General features: G+C 59.2%; 18 protein-coding genes. 16 read left to right on the top strand and 2 right to left on the bottom strand.

Features of this window, described 5'->3' with window-relative positions; translation table 11 throughout:
* Positions 1–116: 116 nt before the first annotated feature.
* Genes oppB through oppF form a run of 4 tightly spaced genes read left to right on the top strand, consistent with a single transcriptional unit; the run spans position 117 to position 3,979 of the window.
* A complete protein-coding gene (gene oppB, locus LCH97_RS11200) occupies positions 117–1,052 on the top strand; it encodes an oligopeptide ABC transporter permease OppB (RefSeq protein ID WP_026107692.1) in 936 nt (311 codons plus the stop codon).
* Between the two features lie 13 nt (positions 1,053–1,065).
* On the top strand, positions 1,066–1,977 hold the full coding sequence (locus LCH97_RS11195) for an ABC transporter permease subunit (protein WP_227301760.1): 912 nt from the start codon (positions 1,066–1,068) through the stop codon (positions 1,975–1,977).
* A 15-nt stretch (positions 1,978–1,992) separates the two neighbouring features.
* Entirely contained in the window at positions 1,993–2,997 is a 1,005-nt protein-coding gene (locus tag LCH97_RS11190) for an oligopeptide/dipeptide ABC transporter ATP-binding protein (RefSeq protein ID WP_227301759.1), read from the top strand.
* Positions 2,990–3,979, top strand: a complete 990-nt coding sequence (gene oppF / locus LCH97_RS11185; RefSeq protein ID WP_227301758.1) for a murein tripeptide/oligopeptide ABC transporter ATP binding protein OppF — start codon at positions 2,990–2,992, stop codon at positions 3,977–3,979. The genes LCH97_RS11190 and oppF overlap by 8 nt, the downstream gene beginning before the upstream one ends.
* 279 nt (positions 3,980–4,258) lie before the next feature.
* Here the strand turns inward: oppF and secA are convergent, their stop codons facing one another.
* Entirely contained in the window at positions 4,259–6,961 is a 2,703-nt protein-coding gene (gene secA, locus LCH97_RS11180; RefSeq protein ID WP_227301757.1) for a preprotein translocase subunit SecA, read from the bottom strand.
* Between the two features lie 257 nt (positions 6,962–7,218).
* Here secA and LCH97_RS11175 point away from each other — a divergent pair, with 257 nt between their 5' ends.
* On the top strand, positions 7,219–7,410 hold the full coding sequence (locus LCH97_RS11175) for a hypothetical protein (protein WP_227301756.1): 192 nt from the start codon (positions 7,219–7,221) through the stop codon (positions 7,408–7,410).
* 78 nt (positions 7,411–7,488) lie between these two features.
* Here LCH97_RS11175 and LCH97_RS11170 read toward each other — a convergent pair whose 3' ends face one another.
* Positions 7,489–7,809, bottom strand: a complete 321-nt coding sequence (locus tag LCH97_RS11170) for a phage protein Gp27 family protein (RefSeq protein WP_227301755.1) — start codon at positions 7,807–7,809, stop codon at positions 7,489–7,491.
* A 230-nt stretch (positions 7,810–8,039) separates the two neighbouring features.
* Here LCH97_RS11170 and LCH97_RS11165 point away from each other — a divergent pair, with 230 nt between their 5' ends.
* The 11 genes from LCH97_RS11165 to LCH97_RS11115 all read left to right on the top strand — a co-directional run bounded on the left by LCH97_RS11165 (position 8,040) and on the right by LCH97_RS11115 (position 18,915).
* A complete protein-coding gene (locus LCH97_RS11165) occupies positions 8,040–8,294 on the top strand; it encodes a hypothetical protein (protein ID WP_227301754.1) in 255 nt (84 codons plus the stop codon).
* Between the two features lie 279 nt (positions 8,295–8,573).
* The gene (locus tag LCH97_RS11160) at positions 8,574–9,287 is read left to right on the top strand and encodes a hypothetical protein (protein WP_227301753.1); all 714 of its coding nucleotides are present in this window, start codon (positions 8,574–8,576) and stop codon (positions 9,285–9,287) included.
* The gene (locus tag LCH97_RS11155) at positions 9,284–9,940 is read left to right on the top strand and encodes a hypothetical protein (RefSeq protein ID WP_227301752.1); all 657 of its coding nucleotides are present in this window, start codon (positions 9,284–9,286) and stop codon (positions 9,938–9,940) included. Before LCH97_RS11160 ends, LCH97_RS11155 begins: the two co-directional genes overlap by 4 nt.
* Positions 9,941–10,071: 131 nt before the next feature.
* Positions 10,072–11,124, top strand: coding sequence for a hypothetical protein (locus LCH97_RS11150; protein ID WP_227301751.1), 1,053 nt, complete (start codon positions 10,072–10,074; stop codon positions 11,122–11,124).
* Positions 11,125–11,385: 261 nt separating this feature from the next.
* Complete coding sequence (locus LCH97_RS11145; RefSeq protein ID WP_227301750.1) at positions 11,386–11,829, top strand: Mor transcription activator family protein; 444 nt, start codon at positions 11,386–11,388, stop codon at positions 11,827–11,829.
* Positions 11,830–11,839: 10 nt separating this feature from the next.
* Positions 11,840–12,445, top strand: a complete 606-nt coding sequence (locus LCH97_RS11140; RefSeq protein WP_227301749.1) for a hypothetical protein — start codon at positions 11,840–11,842, stop codon at positions 12,443–12,445.
* A 12-nt stretch (positions 12,446–12,457) separates the two neighbouring features.
* Entirely contained in the window at positions 12,458–13,024 is a 567-nt protein-coding gene (locus LCH97_RS11135) for a hypothetical protein (protein ID WP_227301748.1), read from the top strand.
* Positions 13,025–13,169: 145 nt separating this feature from the next.
* Positions 13,170–15,023: an alkaline phosphatase gene (locus LCH97_RS11130; RefSeq protein WP_255619204.1), complete on the top strand. Its 1,854-nt coding sequence runs from the start codon at positions 13,170–13,172 to the stop codon at positions 15,021–15,023.
* A 110-nt stretch (positions 15,024–15,133) separates the two neighbouring features.
* On the top strand, positions 15,134–15,574 hold the full coding sequence (locus tag LCH97_RS11125; protein ID WP_227301746.1) for a DciA family protein: 441 nt from the start codon (positions 15,134–15,136) through the stop codon (positions 15,572–15,574).
* A gap of 172 nt (positions 15,575–15,746) precedes the next feature.
* Positions 15,747–17,033 carry a DUF3422 family protein gene (locus tag LCH97_RS11120; protein WP_227301745.1) on the top strand — a complete coding sequence of 429 codons (1,287 nt, stop codon included), beginning with the start codon at positions 15,747–15,749 and terminating at the stop codon, positions 17,031–17,033.
* 253 nt (positions 17,034–17,286) lie between these two features.
* Positions 17,287–18,915 (top strand): methyl-accepting chemotaxis protein, encoded by a 1,629-nt coding sequence (locus LCH97_RS11115; RefSeq protein WP_227301744.1) that lies wholly within the window; start codon positions 17,287–17,289, stop codon positions 18,913–18,915.
* The last annotated feature ends 15 nt before the right edge of the window (positions 18,916–18,930 follow it).

Genomic DNA, 18,930 nt, shown 5'->3' with positions numbered 1-18,930 from the left:
CATTACCGTGCCTACGGTCAGCCTCCGGGCAGTTACCCACTGCCCGGATTGCTTTATCTAGCGCCTACAGCGTCATAGGGCATGCGCGTGTCCTAGGTACATGGAGTTTTATCCCAATGTGGTCTTACGTTATTAAGCGTGTATTCGGAGCGGTACCAACGGTATTTTCCGTTATCACCCTCTGTTTCATCATGCTTCAACTCGCCCCCGGTGGTCCTTTCGACGGCGAGAAGAAGATTGCCCCCGAAGTGCTGGCTAACCTGGAAGCCAAGTACCATCTGAACGAGCCGCTGCACGTGCAGTTTGGCTACTACCTCAATAACCTGCTGCATGGCGATCTGGGCGCGTCCTTCCGCTACGCAGACTGGTCGGTCAACCAGCTGGTTGCCCAGGCATTGCCCAAATCGGCGGCCATTGGTGGCACCGCGCTGCTGATTGCCATCGTGCTGGGTATCTCGCTGGGTGTGATTGCAGCCTTGCGCCAGAACAGCATTGCGGATTATTTCGTGATGTTCCTGGGTAACTTCGGCCATGCTGTGCCGTCGTTTGTAACCGGCCCTATCCTGATCCTGTTCTTTGCCCTGTGGATGAAGGTCGTGCCGGCCGGTGGCTGGTCTTACGACGATCCTAACTGGAGCATTGTGCAGTTCGCCTTGCTACCGGTTGCCCTGCTGACCATCGTCAACGTGGCCACGCTAGGCCGTGTGATGCGCGGTAGCCTGATCGAGGTGATGAACTCCAACTTCATTCGTACTGCCAAGGCAAAAGGCCTGCCGATGCGCGTCATTATCGTGCGCCATGCCCTGCGCCCTGCGCTGCTGCCGGTAGTAACCCTGCTGGGCCCGATGGCTGTATCGGCTATTGCGCAGGCGGTGGTAACCGAATCCATCTTCTCCATTCCTGGTCTGGGTCGCCTGCTGGTGACCGGCGCCGTAAACCGCGACTACACCCTGGTACTGGGTCTGGTGGTTCTGGTGGCCGTGTTTACCGTGGTGTTCAACCTGATTGTCGATATCGTGTACGCGATGCTCGACCCGCGTATCCGTTACTGATCGGGAGCTTTACATGAATACCAAAACCAAAAACGATCAATTGGTCAGCACGCTGTCCAATATCAGTGAAGTAGTGGAAGGCCGCAGCCCGTGGGCTGATGCGCGCCGCCGCTTCATGAAGAACAAGGCCGCCGTGGCTTCGCTGGTGATCCTGATCCTGATCGCGCTGATCATTGTTGTTGGCCCGTACATGCTGCAGCACACGCATGACGCTACCGACTGGAACGCCTTGAGTCTGGCGCCTACGCTGGCCAACGGCCACTATCTGGGTACGGACGAGCTGGGGCGTGACTTGCTGGCACGTACGCTGCAAGGTGGTGGCATTACCTTCCAGGTCGGCATCGTCGGTACCTTGGTATCGGTGGTGATCGGTGTGTCCTGGGGTGCCATTGCCGGCTTCTTTGGCGGCAAGGTAGATGCGCTGATGATGCGTATTGTCGATGTTCTGTACGCACTGCCGTTCATGCTGTTCGCCATCCTGCTGATGACCTTCTTTGGTCGCGACCTCTACCTGATGTTCGTGGCACTGGGTGCCATCTCCTGGCTGGATATGGCGCGTATCGTGCGTGGCCAGACGCTGTCGCTGAAGTCCAAGGAGTTTGTCGAAGCGGCACACGCCATTGGCGTGTCGCAATTCGCCATTATTTTCCGCCACATCGTGCCTAACCTGTTGGGTATTGTGGTGGTATATGCCACGATCACCATTCCTGGTGTGATCATGACCGAGTCGGTACTGTCCTTCCTGGGCCTGGGTGTGCAAGAACCCAATACCAGCTGGGGTGTACTGGTGCAGGAAGGCCAGAAAGTGATGGAAAGCCAGCCATGGATGTTGCTGGTGCCAGGCCTGTTCCTGTCCGTTACGCTGTATTGTGCCAACTATGTCGGTGACGGCCTGCGCGATGCGCTGGACCCGAAAGATCGCTAAGCCGGGGAGGACACCATGTCTTTGCTACAAGTGAAAAACCTCGGCGTCAGCTTTGCGACGCACGATGGTATGGTTAACGCCGTAAATGGCGTGAGTTTCGAGCTGGACCGCGGCCAGACGCTGGGTATTGTCGGCGAGTCCGGCTCCGGCAAGAGCCAGTCGGTACTGGCCATGATGGGTCTGCTGGCCAAAAACGGTCAGCCTAGCGGTGAAGCCCTGTACAAGGGCAAGAACCTGCTGACCATGAGCCCCAAAGAGCTGAACGGCATTCGTGGCGATCGCCTGTCCATGATTTTCCAGGACCCGATGACGTCGCTGAACCCCTACCTGACAGTAGAGCGCCAGATGACCGAGGTGCTGGAGCTGCATAAGGGCATGACCCGCAAGCAGGCCAAAAAGCGCGCGATCGAGCTGCTGGAAGCAGTACGCATCCCCGAGGCTGCCCGCCGCATCGATATGTACCCGCACGAGTTCTCCGGCGGTATGCGTCAGCGAGTGATGATTGCCATGGCCCTGTTGTGCGAGCCGGAAGTACTGATCGCCGACGAACCCACCACCGCGCTGGACGTGACTGTGCAGGCGCAGATCCTCACGCTGTTGAAAGACCTGCAGCGTGACTTCGGTACCGCTATTGTCATGATCACGCACGATCTGGGTGTGGTTGCCGGCCTGTGTGACAACGTCATGGTGATGTACGGTGGCCGCGTGATGGAATACGGCACCGCCAACGATATCTTCTATCAGCCAAGCCACCCTTACACCATCGGCCTGCTGGGCGCGTTGCCGCGTCTGGACCACGATGGCGAAGCGCTGATGAGTATTCCGGGCAACCCGCCCAATATGGCCAATATGCCCAAAGGCTGCCCGTTTGCCGAGCGTTGCGAGCACGCCAGCCAGCAGTGCGTGGATACCCTGCCGCAGCTGGCCGTATCGCCAGCCAACAGCCGCGTACTGCGCGCCTGTCACAAGCCGGCCAGCGAGCTGATTGTCAATGCCAATGCGGAGGTGGCCAATGGCTGATAACCGTAAACCGATTCTGTCGGTACGTAACGTCAAGGTTCACTTCAAGGTAGCGGGTGGCAAAGACTGGCCCTGGACCCCGAAGAAAACGCTGAAAGCAGTAGATGGCGTAAGCTTCGACCTGTACGCAGGTGAAACCCTGGGTGTGGTGGGCGAGTCCGGTTGCGGCAAGTCCACGCTGAGCCGTGCCATTCTCAACCTGATTCCCGCCACCGATGGCGAAATCGTCTGGATGGGTAATGACCTGCGCAAGGGTACTGACAAGGATTGGCTGAACGTCCGCAAGGATATCCAGATGATCTTCCAGGACCCGCTGGCATCGCTGAACCCGCGTATGACCATCGCCCAGATCATCGGCGAGCCGCTGCGCGTACACCGCCCGGAGCTGTCCAACGACGAAGTGATGAAGCGCGTACGCGCCATGATGGTGAAGGTTGGCCTGCGCGAGCAGATGATCAACCGCTATCCGCACGAGTTCTCCGGTGGCCAGTGCCAGCGTATCGGTATTGCCCGCGCGCTGATCCTGGAACCCAAGCTGATTATCTGCGACGAGCCGGTATCGGCACTGGACGTGTCCATTCAGGCGCAGATCATCAACTTGCTGAAAGAGCTGCAGCGCGAGATGGGCCTGTCGCTGATCTTCATCGCGCACGATCTGGCGGTGGTGAAGCACATTTCCGACCGCATCCTGGTGATGTACCTGGGCCGCGAAATGGAGCTGGCAGAGAAGTACGCGCTGTACGACAAGCCAGCCCACCCTTATACCCAGGCGCTGTTGTCGGCGATTCCTATCCCTGATCCGAAGCTGGAGCGTAACAAGACCATCCAGATTCTGAACGGTGACCTGCCTAGCCCGATCAACCCGCCATCCGGCTGCGTGTTCCGTACCCGCTGCCCGAAAGCGCAAGATCGCTGCGGCAAAGAGGAGATCAAGCTGCACGCCGTTACCGCGGCGACGCAGACATCCTGCCTGCTGGTATAAGCGCCCGCGTTGGCCGCATGCGGCCAACCTTGTGTGTAAAAAAGCCCGGACACGTCCGGGCTTTTTCTTGGCACCGGTTTTTTCTGACAGTAGGGCTGCAGGTTCACGCTTGTGTGGTGTGGCACGGCTTTGCCGCTACCCACTCGCCCCGCACGGCGCCAGTAGCCTGAAACGCGACCTAGTGCCTGGCTGGTTTGCGCTTATTGCGTTCTGGCCGTTGCGAGCAGACGTAAAAAAACCGGCGCACGGGGCGCCGGTTTTTTGCAGGGCAGGGGCCGATCAGGCCAGCTTGCCGTGGCATTGCTTGTAACGTTGGCCGCTGCCGCACGGGCAAGGGTCGTTACGGCCCACACGCAGGCCTTGCGAGGCCAGGGCTTCCGGCGAGAACGGGTTGCCTTCGGTGGCGCTCGGGGCGTCGTCGTGGTGCATTTCTATGCCGGCCACTTCGTGCGGCGCTACGGCCTCCATGTCTTCCTCGCTGCGTACCTGCACCGTCATCAGCACGCTGACCACACCGCGTTTTACACGCTCCAGCATATCGGAGAACAGCTCGAAGGCTTCGCGCTTGTATTCCTGCTTCGGGTTCTTCTGTGCGTAGCCGCGCAGGTGGATGCCTTGACGCAGGTGGTCCATGGCGGCCAGGTGTTCGCGCCAGTGGTTGTCCAGCATCTGCAGTACCAGGCCGTGCTCGAACTGGCGCATGGATTCTTCGTTGGCCAGTGCCACTTTTTCGGCGTAGCCGGCAGCAGCCAGGTCCAGAATGCGTTGCTTGATGTCGGGGATATCCAGCGTCTGTTCGGCCTGCATCCACTGGGCTACCGGGGCGTGCAGCTGGAATTCGCTTTCCAGCGTGCGCTCCAGGCCTGGCAGATCCCACTGTTCTTCCATGGAATCCGGTGGCATGTGCAGGTCGACCACGTCGCTGAGCACGCCTTCGCGCATGTGGGTGATGATGGCGGCCACGTCCTGGTCTTCCAGGATTTCGTTACGCTGCTGGTAGATCACTTTGCGCTGGTCGTTGGCTACGTCATCGTATTCCAGCAGCTGTTTGCGGATGTCGAAGTTGCGGCCTTCTACCTTGCGTTGGGCGTTTTCGATAGAGCGAGATACCCACGGGTGCTCGATGGCTTCGCCATCCGGCATTTTCAGCTTGTCCATGATCATGGCCACGCGATCGCCGGCAAAGATGCGCAGCAGCGGGTCTTCCAGGCTCAGGTAGAAGCGGCTGGCGCCGGCGTCGCCCTGGCGGCCGGAGCGGCCACGCAGCTGGTTGTCGATACGGCGCGACTCGTGGCGCTCGGTACCGATGATGTACAGGCCGCCGGCGGCCAGTACCGCGTCGTGGCGTACTTGCCATTCGGCACGGATGGCGGCGATGCGGCTGTTTTTTTCGGCGTCGCTCAGGCTGTCGTCCGCCTGGATGGCCTTGATTTCCGGCTCTGGGTTACCACCCAGCACGATATCGGTACCACGGCCGGCCATGTTGGTGGCGACGGTGACAATGCCGGGGCGGCCGGCTTGTACCACGATCTCGGCTTCGCGCGCGTGTTCCTTGGCGTTCAGCACGTTGTGTGCGATGTCGGCCTGGGTCAGCAGCTGCGACATCAGCTCGGAGTTTTCAATGCTGGTAGTACCTACCAGCACAGGTTGGCCGCGGCTGACGCAGTCTTTGATATCGCTGATGATGGCGTTGTACTTCTCGCGTGCCGAGCGGTAGATCTTGTCCTGGTGGTCCTGGCGGATCATCGGGCGGTTGGTCGGGATCACCACGGTTTCCAGCGCGTAGATGTTCTGGAACTCGTAGGCCTCGGTATCGGCAGTACCGGTCATGCCGGCCAGCTTGCTGTACAGGCGGAAGTAGTTCTGGAAGGTAATGGACGCCAGGGTCTGGTTTTCGCGGTTTACCTGTACGCCTTCCTTGGCTTCTACCGCCTGGTGCAGACCATCAGACCAGCGGCGGCCTGCCATCAGGCGGCCGGTAAATTCGTCCACGATCACCACTTCGCCGTCCTGTACCACGTAGTGCTGGTCCAGGTGGAACAGGGCGTGTGCTTTCAGCGCGGCGTTCAGGTGGTGCATCAGGGTGATGTTGGCCGCAGAGTACAGGCTGTCGCCTTCTGCCAGCAGGCCCATCTGGGTGAGGATGGCTTCGGCGTGCTCGTGGCCGGCTTCGGACAGCAGCACGCTGTGCGCTTTTTCGTCCACCCAGTAATCGCCTTCGCCGTCTTCGGCTTCTTGTTTTTTCAGCAGCGGCGGTACGGCGTTCATGGCGCGGTACATGTCCACGTTGTCTTCGGCCGGGCCGGAGATGATCAGCGGGGTACGCGCTTCGTCGATCAGGATGGAGTCCACTTCGTCCACTACGGCAAAGTTCAGCTCGCGCTGCACTTTCTCGTGCAGGCTGAACACCATGTTGTCGCGCAGGTAATCGAAGCCGAATTCGTTGTTGGTGCCGTAGGTAATGTCGCAGGCGTAGGCCATTTTTTTATGGTCGTGCTGCATTTGCGACAGGTTCACGCCCACGCTCAGGCCCAGGAAGTTGTACAGCTTTTGCATGATGCCGGCGTCGCGGCTGGCCAGGTAGTCGTTCACGGTAATCACGTGCACGCCCTTGCCTGCGATGGCGTTCAGGTATACCGGCAGGGTACCTACCAGGGTTTTGCCCTCGCCGGTACGCATCTCGGCAATCTTGCCATGGTGCAGCACCATGCCGCCGATCAGCTGTACGTCGAAGTGGCGCATGTTCAGTACACGGCGCGAGGCCTCGCGGCACACGGCAAACGCTTCAGGCAGCAGGGCATCCAGGCTTTCGCCTTTGGCGTGACGCTCTTTGAATTCGGTGGTTTTGGCCGCCAGCTGTTCGTCCGACAGTGCCTTCATGGCGTCTTCCATACCGTTGATACGGTTGGCGACCTGGCGATATTGCTTGAGCAGTCGTTCATTGCGGCTGCCGAATACTTTCTTGAGAAGCGTCGAAATCATCGTGTGGACATCCAGCGGCCAGCGGGCCGATAAAAATGGCTAAAAGTGTAGCACAGGCAAACCTTCTTTTAATGGGGGCATTGCTGACCGGTATCAAGTGCCTGTGCATTGGAACAGTGTTGAAGCCTGATTGGTGATGTTAGGTTAATTGCTCTAAACAAACGTATGAGCGTAAACGCCATGTCATGCAGCAAGGGTAGCCTGTCTGGCTGTGCCCTGTTGTAACGACAGATAACAACACTCACGAGGAGAAACACATGGATCGCAGACAATTCCTGAAAGCCGGCAGTTTCCTGACGGCCTCTGCCGCCACCCTGGGCCTGACCGGCTGTTTTGGCAGTGGCGGCGGGGGGAGCGAGCCTGCCCGCAGCTACAGCTTTCCGCAGGGCGTGGCCTCGGGTGACCCGCAGCTGATGGGGTGTGAGATAAATCCCAGTAGAGGGGCGTGATAATTATGGGAAGAGCTGGGACTAATTAGGAAGAGATGGGAAACTTTCTGCAACAAGTTTGCAGCCTGTGAAACTCACTCACGCACCGCGCACCCAGCGCAAAAAAGCATCGGCGCGGGCAAGGGTTTCGGCCTCGTTGGCCGTCTGGCGGCTGGCGATGTCCAGGCAGCGCAGCCGCGTTTCTACATCCATTTTGCCGCGCCCTTCATCCACCGTTTGGAGGTTGGCCGCATTCGCCACAGCGAAGCGATGGATGGCCGACTTGGACACCGTGAAGCCTTGCTTTTGTAGCCACGCGGCGTGCTGTGCGTACTGGCTGAACTGACTGGCAATCAGCCGCTGCCGCAACTGCGCCAGAATGTCAGGCGGCAGCCCGCTCACGCGAAATGATCTAGCCATACCGGCCTCCATTAGACAGAAAGCCCGAGCATGGCCCGGCAACCGCACGCTGCCCACTAAATTACATCAAAATCAGCCAGCAGTATGGCAAGCAGCATACGCCAAAAAACCGCCAGACTTGGAATAGATGCAACTGCGCCCCTTCCAAACAAAAAGCCATCCTGCATCTAGGCGTGACCGGAGGCAAAACCTACGCTGATAGGCATCAACCCCAGCGAAGGAGCCGCACCATGCACCCGATGAAAGCCCGTATCCTGACCCTTGAAGCCCAAGTCAACGCCATGGCGCAAGCCTTCATGTACCTGGCGGCCAACATAGAGATGCAATGCGGCATTGACATGGAACGCATGGAAAGCGAGCTGCGCAAGAAGCACTGGCCGAACAATCCGGAAATCGACCCGGAAGCCCGTGCCGCCCTGCAATGGCTGTGCAGCGAGATGGCCGAAGCGCGGGAAGTACGTGAGACACGCCAAATTCCGCGTTGACGAGGCATTAGGGAGGCGGCTGGTGCACGCTGCGTGGCGGACTGTGATTTTTACGGGCTGCAAAGCTCTTGCAAATTAGCGACGCGTCTGGAATACTGAAACCTCCTAAAGCCTAAGCTGTACCCCCGCCCAGTCTGGCGGGATTGTTGTTTGTACTCTGCTCGTTTTCAATGGGCGGAGTGTCGGGTATCCGCGAGGACCCGGCGGTCTTAGGCCGTAGGAGCGCTCCGCCCACCCCGCTTATCGGAGGGCAAATTCCTAAACCCTAAGGAGGCCATCATGGCTGCTCATTCCAACATCACAGAAACGTCGCAATCGACACCCCTCACTGATTTATCACTCCCCGTAGTAGCGACCATATCAGGCTCCCTAACTGTCAGACTGATTTTCCAGGGTGGTATGCCGTGGGTTGCGCTACGCGACCTTCATGCGGTGTTGGGATATAAGAGTTTGCAGACTGGTGCTGTCCGCCGGATTTTTGAGAATTACGGGTACGATTTCTACAGTTTCACACTACGCCTTCCTGTTGGTAGAAATGCAGCTCTATTCATTAATGAAGCTGGGCTTCGCTTGGTGTGTGAATTGCTCAAGCCAGATAGAACACATGCGCTAAAGCGCTGGCTAGATGACGGCGGGTTGAGAGCGCAACTCAAGACGCCGAATCCACCCAAAGTTGCCGACGCTGTCGCGTTGGCGCCAGATGAAGCCGAATGCGGCGTTGACGCCGCATTTGATGGTGGCATGCCCAAGCCCAACACCCCACCCAACAACGTCATTCCCTTGGTATCACCCCAGCATGAACGCCGCAAGCAATACTGCCGCGAGCTGTGCCGGGTGCTGCTGCGCTACGCCAGCGAGACCGAAACCCGCGACCTGACGCATCTGCTGGAAGACGTGGTGGCCGATCAGCTGGCCAGCCGCTACAGCCCTGGCCTGAACGCCGCTGCCTACGATGTGTTTGCCCGCTACGGCCTGAAAGGGGGTGCGCTATGATCGCCGCCCAGCCCGCCGACCGCTTCGGCTTCCCGGAAGGTGCCCTGCGCCTGAGTCCGGTTGACCTGACCCATGCCAGCAATGACTTGGCCAACGCCTGCCAGCGTGGCAAAGCGCTGCTGCGCAGCCTGCATTTTCAGCTGGTAAACGACCACCAAGGCGTCAGCCTTAGCGATGTGGAGGCACTGGTTGAACTGGCTTTGTCCACGCTGCCAGACCACGACGGGGAGGCGTTCGACGACATCGACCAGTTCGACACCGACGCCCGCCAGACCATGCGCAAGCTGATGCACCAGCAACAGGCGCTGACCGCCTTGCTGGACGCGATGGCGTTGGCCGCACGCCCCGGCGCGAGTCTGGAGGAGATGAAGCAGGCCGCCACCACCATTTACGACAACGCCGCCTTGCTGACTGATGGCGAGCGCCATTGGCAGGCATTTTGCACACTGCTGAACGAGCGCGGCTTGCTGTTGGTCTGGGTGGATTTCGGCAACGGTCTGCCATCACGCCCGGATGTGCATACGCCGGAATCGCTACAAGCCGCACGCCATGCCCAGCGCAAGTTTGACGCCTATCTGCGCGCAGTGCACCACCCCTCAGCCTCTACGAGTACTCCGCCTGCGCGGCGGAAAAAAGCGGCCTCACGTCACTGAACAGCATGCCCCCGCCAAGTCGGGGACACTTTTTTAAACTGTTTTACATAGCGCAGTTTAAAGCTTTCAGCCGACGATACGTGCATGGCATGCATACCATTGCCAGCCGACAAACTGCGTTAGGAGAAATCATGGCCCGCAAACCTTCTACCACCAATCCCGAAGCCGCACCCGCCGCCGAATTGCGTAGCGATGTAGTCGAGGTGTCCAATGTTCTGGCCTCCATCCAGGCAGACTACAGCGAAGAACGCGACCTGGTTAATCAGCTACTAGGCCAAGTGCAGATGGCCCGCTCATTCGCGCGTTTTGCCGACGTCGTCAGTTTGAGCAAGCTGAAGCACATCAAGGAAAACAAGCTCTACCGGGCACTTGCGGGCAAAAAGGGAGTCGACCCGGATGGTAATGAGATTGCCGACGTTGGCACTTTTGACGGGTTTTGCCAAGCCATCGGCCTTTCGCGCTCCAAGGTTGACGAGGATTTGACCAATCTCACCACGTTCGGAGAGGAGGCTCTGAAGCACCTGTCCGCGATTGGTGCCGGCTACCGCGAGCTGCGCCAGTTTCGCAAGCTGCCGGAAGACCAGAAGACCGCGCTGATCGAGGTGGCCAAGTCGGGTGACAAGGAATCCTTCGTTGAGCTGGCCGAAGAGATTATCACCAAGCACGCCAAAGAAAAGGAAGCATTGACCAAGCGTGCAGAGAATGCGGAAGCCGATCTGGAGGCACGCTCCCGCCTGTTGGAGGATAAGAACGGCAAGATTGACCAACTTACCGAAGAGATGGCAAAGGTCAAAAAACGGGTGAAATCACTTCCCCCGGCACAAGTCGGTGAAGAAATCCGGCAGGAAGTGGTACGAATGGCAAGCATGGCAGAAGTCAGTATCCGCGCCATGCGTGCAGGTCTGCAAGCCTTGGCAGATCATACCGCCGCTCACGAAATGCCGCATGGCGAGTTTATGTCAGGCGTAATTTGCCAACTCGAACTGGCACTAAATCAACTGCGTGGTGAGTTTGATATCAAAGAAAGCCCGAATGGGGATAACACCCCAGAGTGGGCACTCCCTGACGTAATGTCACGACTCGAAACCGAAAACCAAACCCTAATGCATGCGAATGGTTGGCAGCGTGATGTATCCGGTAACTTACAACCGATCGATACCGGACATCGCGCAGCAGACTTGTGACCTGTAGCATTGCCCAATTAAAGCCCCCGCCATGTCGGGGGCTTTTTCTTTTCTTAAACGCGATTAAGTAGAGCAGTTTAAGCCTTCCCGCCGATCATTCGTGCAGGAAAAGAAAAACGCGCCGTAATGACGCGTTCAAGGATGTTCACTGAAAGGGTACGGGCGGCGGCTTAAGAGCAGCCCCGCAACGAAGGAAAGTGGTAGCCACTGGCCGCGCCCGTAGAACCAAGGATAGGCAAGCAGTAGCGATGTCGGCATGTAATGCGGATTATTCAGTTGGAGGGAAAAGCGATGACAACAGTGGGGAAATTCACAAGAACTGGCCTTGCGAGAAGACGCGGCCCGGAGGTTTTGGCGCACCTTGGGGCTGTCCTGGCGGACCGCCTGGAGAAAGAGGGGGTGTCTTCAGCAAAGGCCAGCGAAATCGCGCTGAACATCATGGGTGATCTACGCGTGGAATTTGGCGGACAGAATATTTACTTCCCTCAAGGGAAAAATGAAAAAGTGGAAGCAAAAGCCGCAGAACTATTCGACAAATTTTCGGCTGGAACGTCCATTGAGGAACTGGCATTTGAATATCAGCACAGCATCCAATGGATTTACAAACTGATTGCCGATGAACGTGCCAAACGAAAAGCTGAACGTGATGAAGCACGGGAAGCGCAACGCGCTAAAGAGCATGAGCGGTGGAAGCGCGAGAACTGAGGGTTAAGCAATGAACGAAGAACTACAGGTTTTTCAAATTTTCCGCCCCGGTACATTTACCTCGATGAGTGGGACAAGGCTGTCATTCTCCGAGCAAGACTTGGAGCTGATGGTTTCCGCATTCAACCCGGCTCGCCGTCCGGCACCTTTAGTCTTGGGACACCCGAAAGACGACCTGCCCGCATTCGGCCAGGTTCGTGGCTTGTTTATGAAAGATGGGAATTTGTACGCACAGGCACAGGTGAGCCCTGCCTTGGTTGAACTGGTGCGGACGGGGCGGGCCAAGAATGTCTCTGCCAGTTTCCTGACCCCTTACGTCGATGAGAACCCAGTAAGCGGGGCTTATTACCTCAAGCATGTTGGATTCCTTGGTGCACAGCCACCAGCAGTGAAAGGGATGGCCCCGCTCGCATTTGCAGAGGCAGAGGGAGCCATATGTTTCGCCCAAGGCTTAGGCATGACCGAAGGCAATGCCCAGGCTCTGCAATTTGCAGAAGGGTGCACCGCTGATCCTGAGCGCATGCGGCTTCACCGGTTGGCGCTGGCACACCAAAGGGCTTGCCCGTCTTTGTCTTATAGCGAGGCTATTCGCCACGCGAAAACCATTACTTTTTGATCGAGAAACACTATGGACATCACCAAGAACCTGAAAGCAGCCCTTTCTACCATTAACGGTACGCTGGTTAAGCTCAAGGAAGAGCTGCTGGAAACCAACAGCCAGATTAGCAGTCTCAATGCCAGGATTTACAACCTGTCACAAATGCCGATCAGTCTTGATGACTGGGGCAGTTACCTCAAATCGGAAATTGATAAGAAGGCCAAGGCGCATCTGCCATATATACATGAGGAATTGATTCAATCTAGCCCTCATCGCCAGCAAATTGGCCGCAATCAACAACCGTGGTCTCATTTTGAGGATCATCGGGCAGACCAACTATTTAACCTGTGCCTTTTCCCGGAGCAGGGTGGAGTCTTGCGTTCGATGTGCTTCTTCTTTCCGGATGTAGTCTATGAGCGTGTAATGTCTCATCTGAAAGAGCGCATCGGTAACAAATGGGGTAATGATGATCTGCCCACGGTGGAGGAGCGCCGTAAGCTGGTGACGGAGATGCAGCAGCAGCGCGAAGCCTTGGAGCGGAAGCGGGCCGAGCTGGAAGCACAGATTGACGAAATCTCGGGGGCACTCTCTTCCTGACAATGGGAAACGAGCAAGCAAAAGGGCTGGGATAACCAGCCCTTTTGCAATTCCTTTGCAGATGGTGGAACAATTGCCAACATCCATTTATCGCGCAAAATGGCGCTCAGTTTTCGCGCCTCGCTTCACGCAGCCGGCCAGTCTGGTGTTGTGGACTCGCCTGGGCGATGCCGCGGCCGACACCCCGGTGACCATCGAGATCGCCACCAGCCAGAGTTTTGCCACTGTGCTGCATAGCGTGACGGTGAGCGCCCAGGCGCAGTGGGACTACACCGTGCGCCATAAAGTCACCGCGCTGCAGCCGGGTACCACGTACTACTACCGCTTTCGCGCCGGCAGCAGCGTGAGCCAGGTTGGCCGCAGTAAAACCGCCCCCTCCGCTGGTACACCAGTATCGCAGCTGAAATTTGCTTTTATCTCCTGCCAGGACTGGAGCGTGAACCACTGGGCGGCGTTTGACGAGCTGCTGCAGCAAGACCTGGACTTTGTCGTGCATCTGGGTGACTACATTTACGAAACCGTGGGCGCCGCGTTCCAGACCGGCAAGGTGGAAACCCGCCACAGCCAGATCAAGCTGCCGGATGGCATCAAGCGTAGCGATGGTGCCACCTACGCCAATACGCTGGCCGACTACCGCACGCTGTACAAAACCTACCGCAGCGACAGCCGGCTGCAGGCGCTGCACGCGGCATTCCCCATTATTGCGGTATGGGACGACCACGAGTTCAGCGACGACGCCTGGCAAGACCGCCAGAACTACGCCACCGGCGAAGACGCCGCCAAAGTGACCAGCCGCCGCCGCGACGCCAACCAGGCCTGGTTCGAGTACATGCCGGCCGATGTCAGCCTGGATACGGCCAACCCGTCGTTCCAGAACATCCAGATTTACCGCCAGTTCAGCTTTGGCAACCTGGCTACGCTAGTGATGACCGACCAGCGCCTGTACCGCGCCGACCACGTTATCCCCGAAGTAGGCGCCGGCAGCGAGATCGGCAGCCGCTACTTTGTACCCAAGTCCACGCTGGCCACGGTAGAGGGCCAGAAAATGAGCGCGGCCAGTGGCAGCCTGGACCCGGTATCCATTCTGGGCAGTACCCAGCGCCAGTGGTGGAAAGACCAGATGAGCGCGGCCAACACCACCTGGAAGCTGTGGGGTAACGAGGTATCGCTGTTGCGCATGCAGGTAAACGGTACCCAGGCGGTAGCCGGCCTGATGGTGCAAAGCCTGATTGCGGCCAACGGTGCACTGGCCGCGCTGCAAAGCGCGTTGATGACGGCACTGGTGACCGACCTCACTACCGCCGCCGCGGCGGTGCCTAGCGCCAACAAGGCGACTCAGGTGCCCGCACCCAGCTATGCCAATACCAAAACACTGTTTACCAACTTCGCCAACATTAACGGCACCGTATTCGATGCCGCCATCAAGCCGCAGCTGGACGCCGCGCTGCCTGCCGCCCAGTTCTTTGACGTGTTCCTGCTGAACGCCGACCAGTGGGACGGCTACAACGCCGAGCGCAAGGCGCTGATGAAGCACCTGAAAGACAACGCCATCGCCAACGTAGTGGCGCTGACCGGTGACATCCACGCCTTCTTTGCCGGTAGCGTGATGGACGACTACGACGCCGCCAGCCCGGTGCCGGTGATGGTGGACCTGGTGACCGCCGGTATTTCCAGCAACTCGTTCTATAGCTATTTCGAGAGCGTGGTAGACAGCAGCGCCAGCTTTGGCAAAACCAAGCCGCTGATCTACACCGAGCAGGGCGGGGTGCGCACCAATACATTCAACAGCACGCTGACCACGTTCAACAGCTGGCTGAAAGTGGCCAATACCGACGCCCAGGGCTACGCCCTGGTGACGCTCACGCCGGCCAAGCTCAGCTGCAGCTTCCATACCCTGAAGACGCTTAGCGCCGGTGCGGCGCCAGCACTGCCCGCCACACGCAGCATCACCAAGCTGGAGGTAGTCGCCGGCAGCCCGTCGGTAACCGTCCTGCCTTAAGCCAGTAGCCATGCGCCTGCAGCCAGCCCGTATGGGCTGGCTGTTTTTTCGGCCGTCACCCGCCGGCAGATGGGCTACACTCTGCGTCCATTCCTTTTTTGTCTTTTGCCATGAGCAGCCAGCCACTGAGCCAGTTCAGCAAGCGCGACGCGCGCCTGGCCGACCTTACCGCCGCCGCGCAAGCCATCTTGCAGCTAGACCGTGCCTTCAAGCGCCTGCTGCCCGGTATGCTGGGCCAGCATTGCCAGGTAGCGTGCTTTCGCGATGGCGAGCTGGTGGTGTATGCGTACAACAGTACGGTAGCGGCCCGCCTGCGCATGCTGGGTAATAGCGTGGTAGCGCCGCTTACCCGCCAGGGCTACCCGGTGCAGACCCTGCGCGTGAAGGTACTGCCCACCCCGCCCAAACCGGTGCGCAGCAAATCGTTCCAGCTGTCGGATGCCGGGCTGGACGCCTTTGCCCGTGCGGCTGGCGAGATCCGCAACCCGGTGGTGAAAGAAGCGCTGGGCAAGCTGCTGCGCCACCATCGCGGTAGCGACAAAGCCTCCTGATTTCTGTTGCGGCCAACCTTCTGCCCCCTGGCCGCATACCCTGGCGTGATCCTTGCATGGTATAGCCCCGGGCAGTGCCGCATTGTGTGGCCTGGCTAGCCCGGCAGCGTGGCAGCAGGTAAGCTGCCTTGCAGAAGCCGTAGAGCTTCGCAATCAGGGATTCCACAAACAGATGATCACGCTCAATACGCACCCCCTTCGCCGCAGCCTGAACGACGAGGCGCACGCGCGCCCGCCGATTGCCATACCGTCACCGGCGCGGCTGACCACGCTGACGCTTTTTTTCGACGAAGCCGAAGCGCCGCAGCGCAGCGCCTTGCAGGATTTGCTGCAGCGCATGGGCCTGCCGCTGCCGGACGATAGTCAGATGCACTATACCGGCGTGGCCGGTGACCTCACCATACGCTGGGCCTTGCATACCGAGTTTGCCCGCTACACCTTTGTGCTGGGTGGCGACTTTGTCGAGCCGTTCGAGCGCACCGCGCTGGACCGCTTGCCGGCAGACTGGCTGGGCAGCTTGCCCGGCGCCGTCATGGTGGCCATGCACGCCGTGCTGCTGCCGGCGTCGCAAGAGGCACCGGCACCGGATATTGCCCAGCGCTGGTTTGGCGGCCAGGAGCTGATCGGTGCCGAAATCGGGGATGGTAACGGCGTAGCCTACACCGACCTGCGTCTGCACCCGGACCCGCGGCTGGCAGAAGGCTTTAGCCGCTACGTGGTGATCGACCGCGCCATGGGCCCGTCGCAGTCTGGCCGCATGATGCAGCGCCTGTTCGAAATGGAAACCTACCGCCTGCTGGCCCTGCTGGCGCTACCCGAGGCCAAACGCCAGATGCGCGAGCTGGACCGCCTGGGTACCCGGCTGCGCAGCGTCACCCTGCATATGGCAGAACAAAGTGCGCACGACGCCGCCATGCTGGACGAGCTTACCGACCTGTCCGCCCAGGGCGAGCAGCTGATCGCGCAAAGCCAGTACCGCTTTGCCGCCGCGCGGGCGTACTACAAGCTGGTAGCCAGGCGCATTGCCGAGCTACGCGAAACGCGGCTATCCGGCCTGCAGCCGTTTTACGAATTCATGGAGCGCCGCCTGGCCCCGGCTATGGAAACCTGTGAAACCGCCGCACAGCGGCAAGAGCGGCTGATGGCACGGCTACAGCGCAGCACGGCGCTATTGCGTACCCGGGTAGAAGTGGTGCACGAGGCGCAAAACCGTGCCTTGCTGGCCAGCATGGACCGCCGTGCCGAGCTGCAACTCAGGCTGCAGGAAACGGTAGAGGGTTTGTCGGTTGGCGTGCTGACCTACTACGCAGTGGGCTTGCTGGGTTACCTCTTCAAGGCGGGCAAGGCCACAGGCTTGCATCTGGATGTCGAGCTGCTCACCGGTTTGGCCATTCCACTGGTGGCTTTGCTGGTGTGGCTGGGCATGCGTCGTGTAAAAAAGACATTGCACCACGGCTAGGCAGGCTCTGATGCCAAGGTGGGCTGCCTGCTGCCATTGGCGTGTTGCATTTTTATAGATATTTGGCACGAGCCACCCGGCCATGGTGCAGTGGCGGGTGGAGTCTGCCTATGCTGCGCCATGGTTGGCCGCGGCCAACCATGGCCGCTCTTTATAAAATCTGGCCGCAGATCAAATACTCGCCTTATAGCACGAGCGCTTCCAGGCAAAAGCCGCCAAAATGGCAGGGTTAATTCTTATACAAGCCTTGCCCATGCCTATTCCTGCCTCCCGCAAATTACGCCCCTTACTGATCAGCTTTGTCGTGGTTACCGTATTGCTGGCCATTGCCCAGACTGCCATCGTGACAATCGGCCTCAATAAAATCATGGCCAATAGCCGCTACGAGCATCAGGTGGCAGATGGCCTGGCCGACCGCATGGGCGACCTGCGCTTCCATGTGGTGCAGATCCAGCAGTTTCTTACCGACGCCAGCGCTACCGGCGACCGCGATGGTTTTGGCGATGCTAAAGAGCACTACGAGGCTGCAGTCAAGCAACTGGACGAGCTCAAGCAACTGGATGCGGCTTATGGCGATGATGCCCAGGCGACGCGGCAGCTACTGGATACCTTTTACCAGGTAGGCCAGCAAATGGCCGACGCCTACATCAATCAGGGGCGCGAGGCTGGCAACACCTTGATGAAGGCGCCTGGCACCGGTTTTGACGAGCGGGCCGAGGCGCTGACCAAAAAGCTTGAAGCGCTGCAGCAGCGCGTAGAACAGAATGTGCAGCAGGTTGTGAGCGATAGTGAAGCGCAGATCGCCTCGGCCCAAACCAGTTTGCTGCTTAGTGGCAGCGTGCTGATTCTGCTGGTAGCGGCAGGCGGTGTGCTGCAGTACCGCCGCGTATTCCGTAGCCTGGGTGGCGAGCCGGTAGAAGCCATGCGCCAGACGCGCTATATCGCGGCAGGGGATCTGAGCCATGTGCTGCGGGTACCGGCGGGGCGCGAAAACAGCCTGATGGGTGCACTATCGGACATGCAGGACAAGCTGCGAGACATCACCGGCCGCATCCGCGACCTGGCTAGCCAGGTGCAAGGCAATGCCGGCGATCTGTCGCGCTCGGCGCGCGATGTACAGCATGCCTCGCATGCGCAAAGTGAAGCATCGCGGGCGATTGCCGTGTCGGTAGAAGAAGTACTGCAGAGCATCAGCCAGCTGGCCGAGCAGATCCGCTACGTAGAGCAGGAAGCGCATGACGCCGATAAGGCTGTGGGCGAGTGCGCCGGCCTGATACGCCAGTCGGCCGACGATATCCGCGGCATTGCCGGCCATATTTCCGGTGCCGCAGAAGCGCTGGATGGCTTGAGTACGCAAACCCGCACCATTGCCAGCATTACCCAGACCATTCACGACATTGCCGACCAGACCAACCTGCTGGCACTGAATGCGGCGATTGAAGCCGCGCGCGCCGGCGAAAGCGGCCGCGGTTTTGCCGTGGTAGCCGACGAAGTACGCAAGCTGGCCGAGCGCACCAGCCAGGCCACAGTGGATATCAGCCGCCAGATCGATAACCTCAGCCATGGCATGCATGAGGTGGTAGGCACCATGCAGGGCAGTGTCACCGCCACGCAAGACGGCGTAGAGCAAAGCCGTAAGGCCAGCGAAGCGATAGAAGGCATCCGCGACAATGCGGCCAACATCAGCCGCCATATCGAGTCGGTAGCGCTGGCGCTGGGCGAGCAGCAACTGGCGGTGCGCGATATCGCGCAGCGTGCCGAGGTGATCTCGGCCATGACCGAAACCAACCAGGGCACGGTAGACCAGACCGCCACGGCAGCAGGTCAGCTGAGCGTACACGCCCAGGATCTGGGCGCGGTAGTGGCTACGTTCAAGATGTAAGGCGCGGGCGTATTT

The organism is Vogesella sp. XCS3 (assembly GCF_020616155.1).
Taxonomy (GTDB): domain Bacteria; phylum Pseudomonadota; class Gammaproteobacteria; order Burkholderiales; family Chromobacteriaceae; genus Vogesella.
The sequence above is the reverse complement of the archived record's forward strand: the minus strand, read 5'-3'. Positions and strand labels throughout refer to the sequence as shown.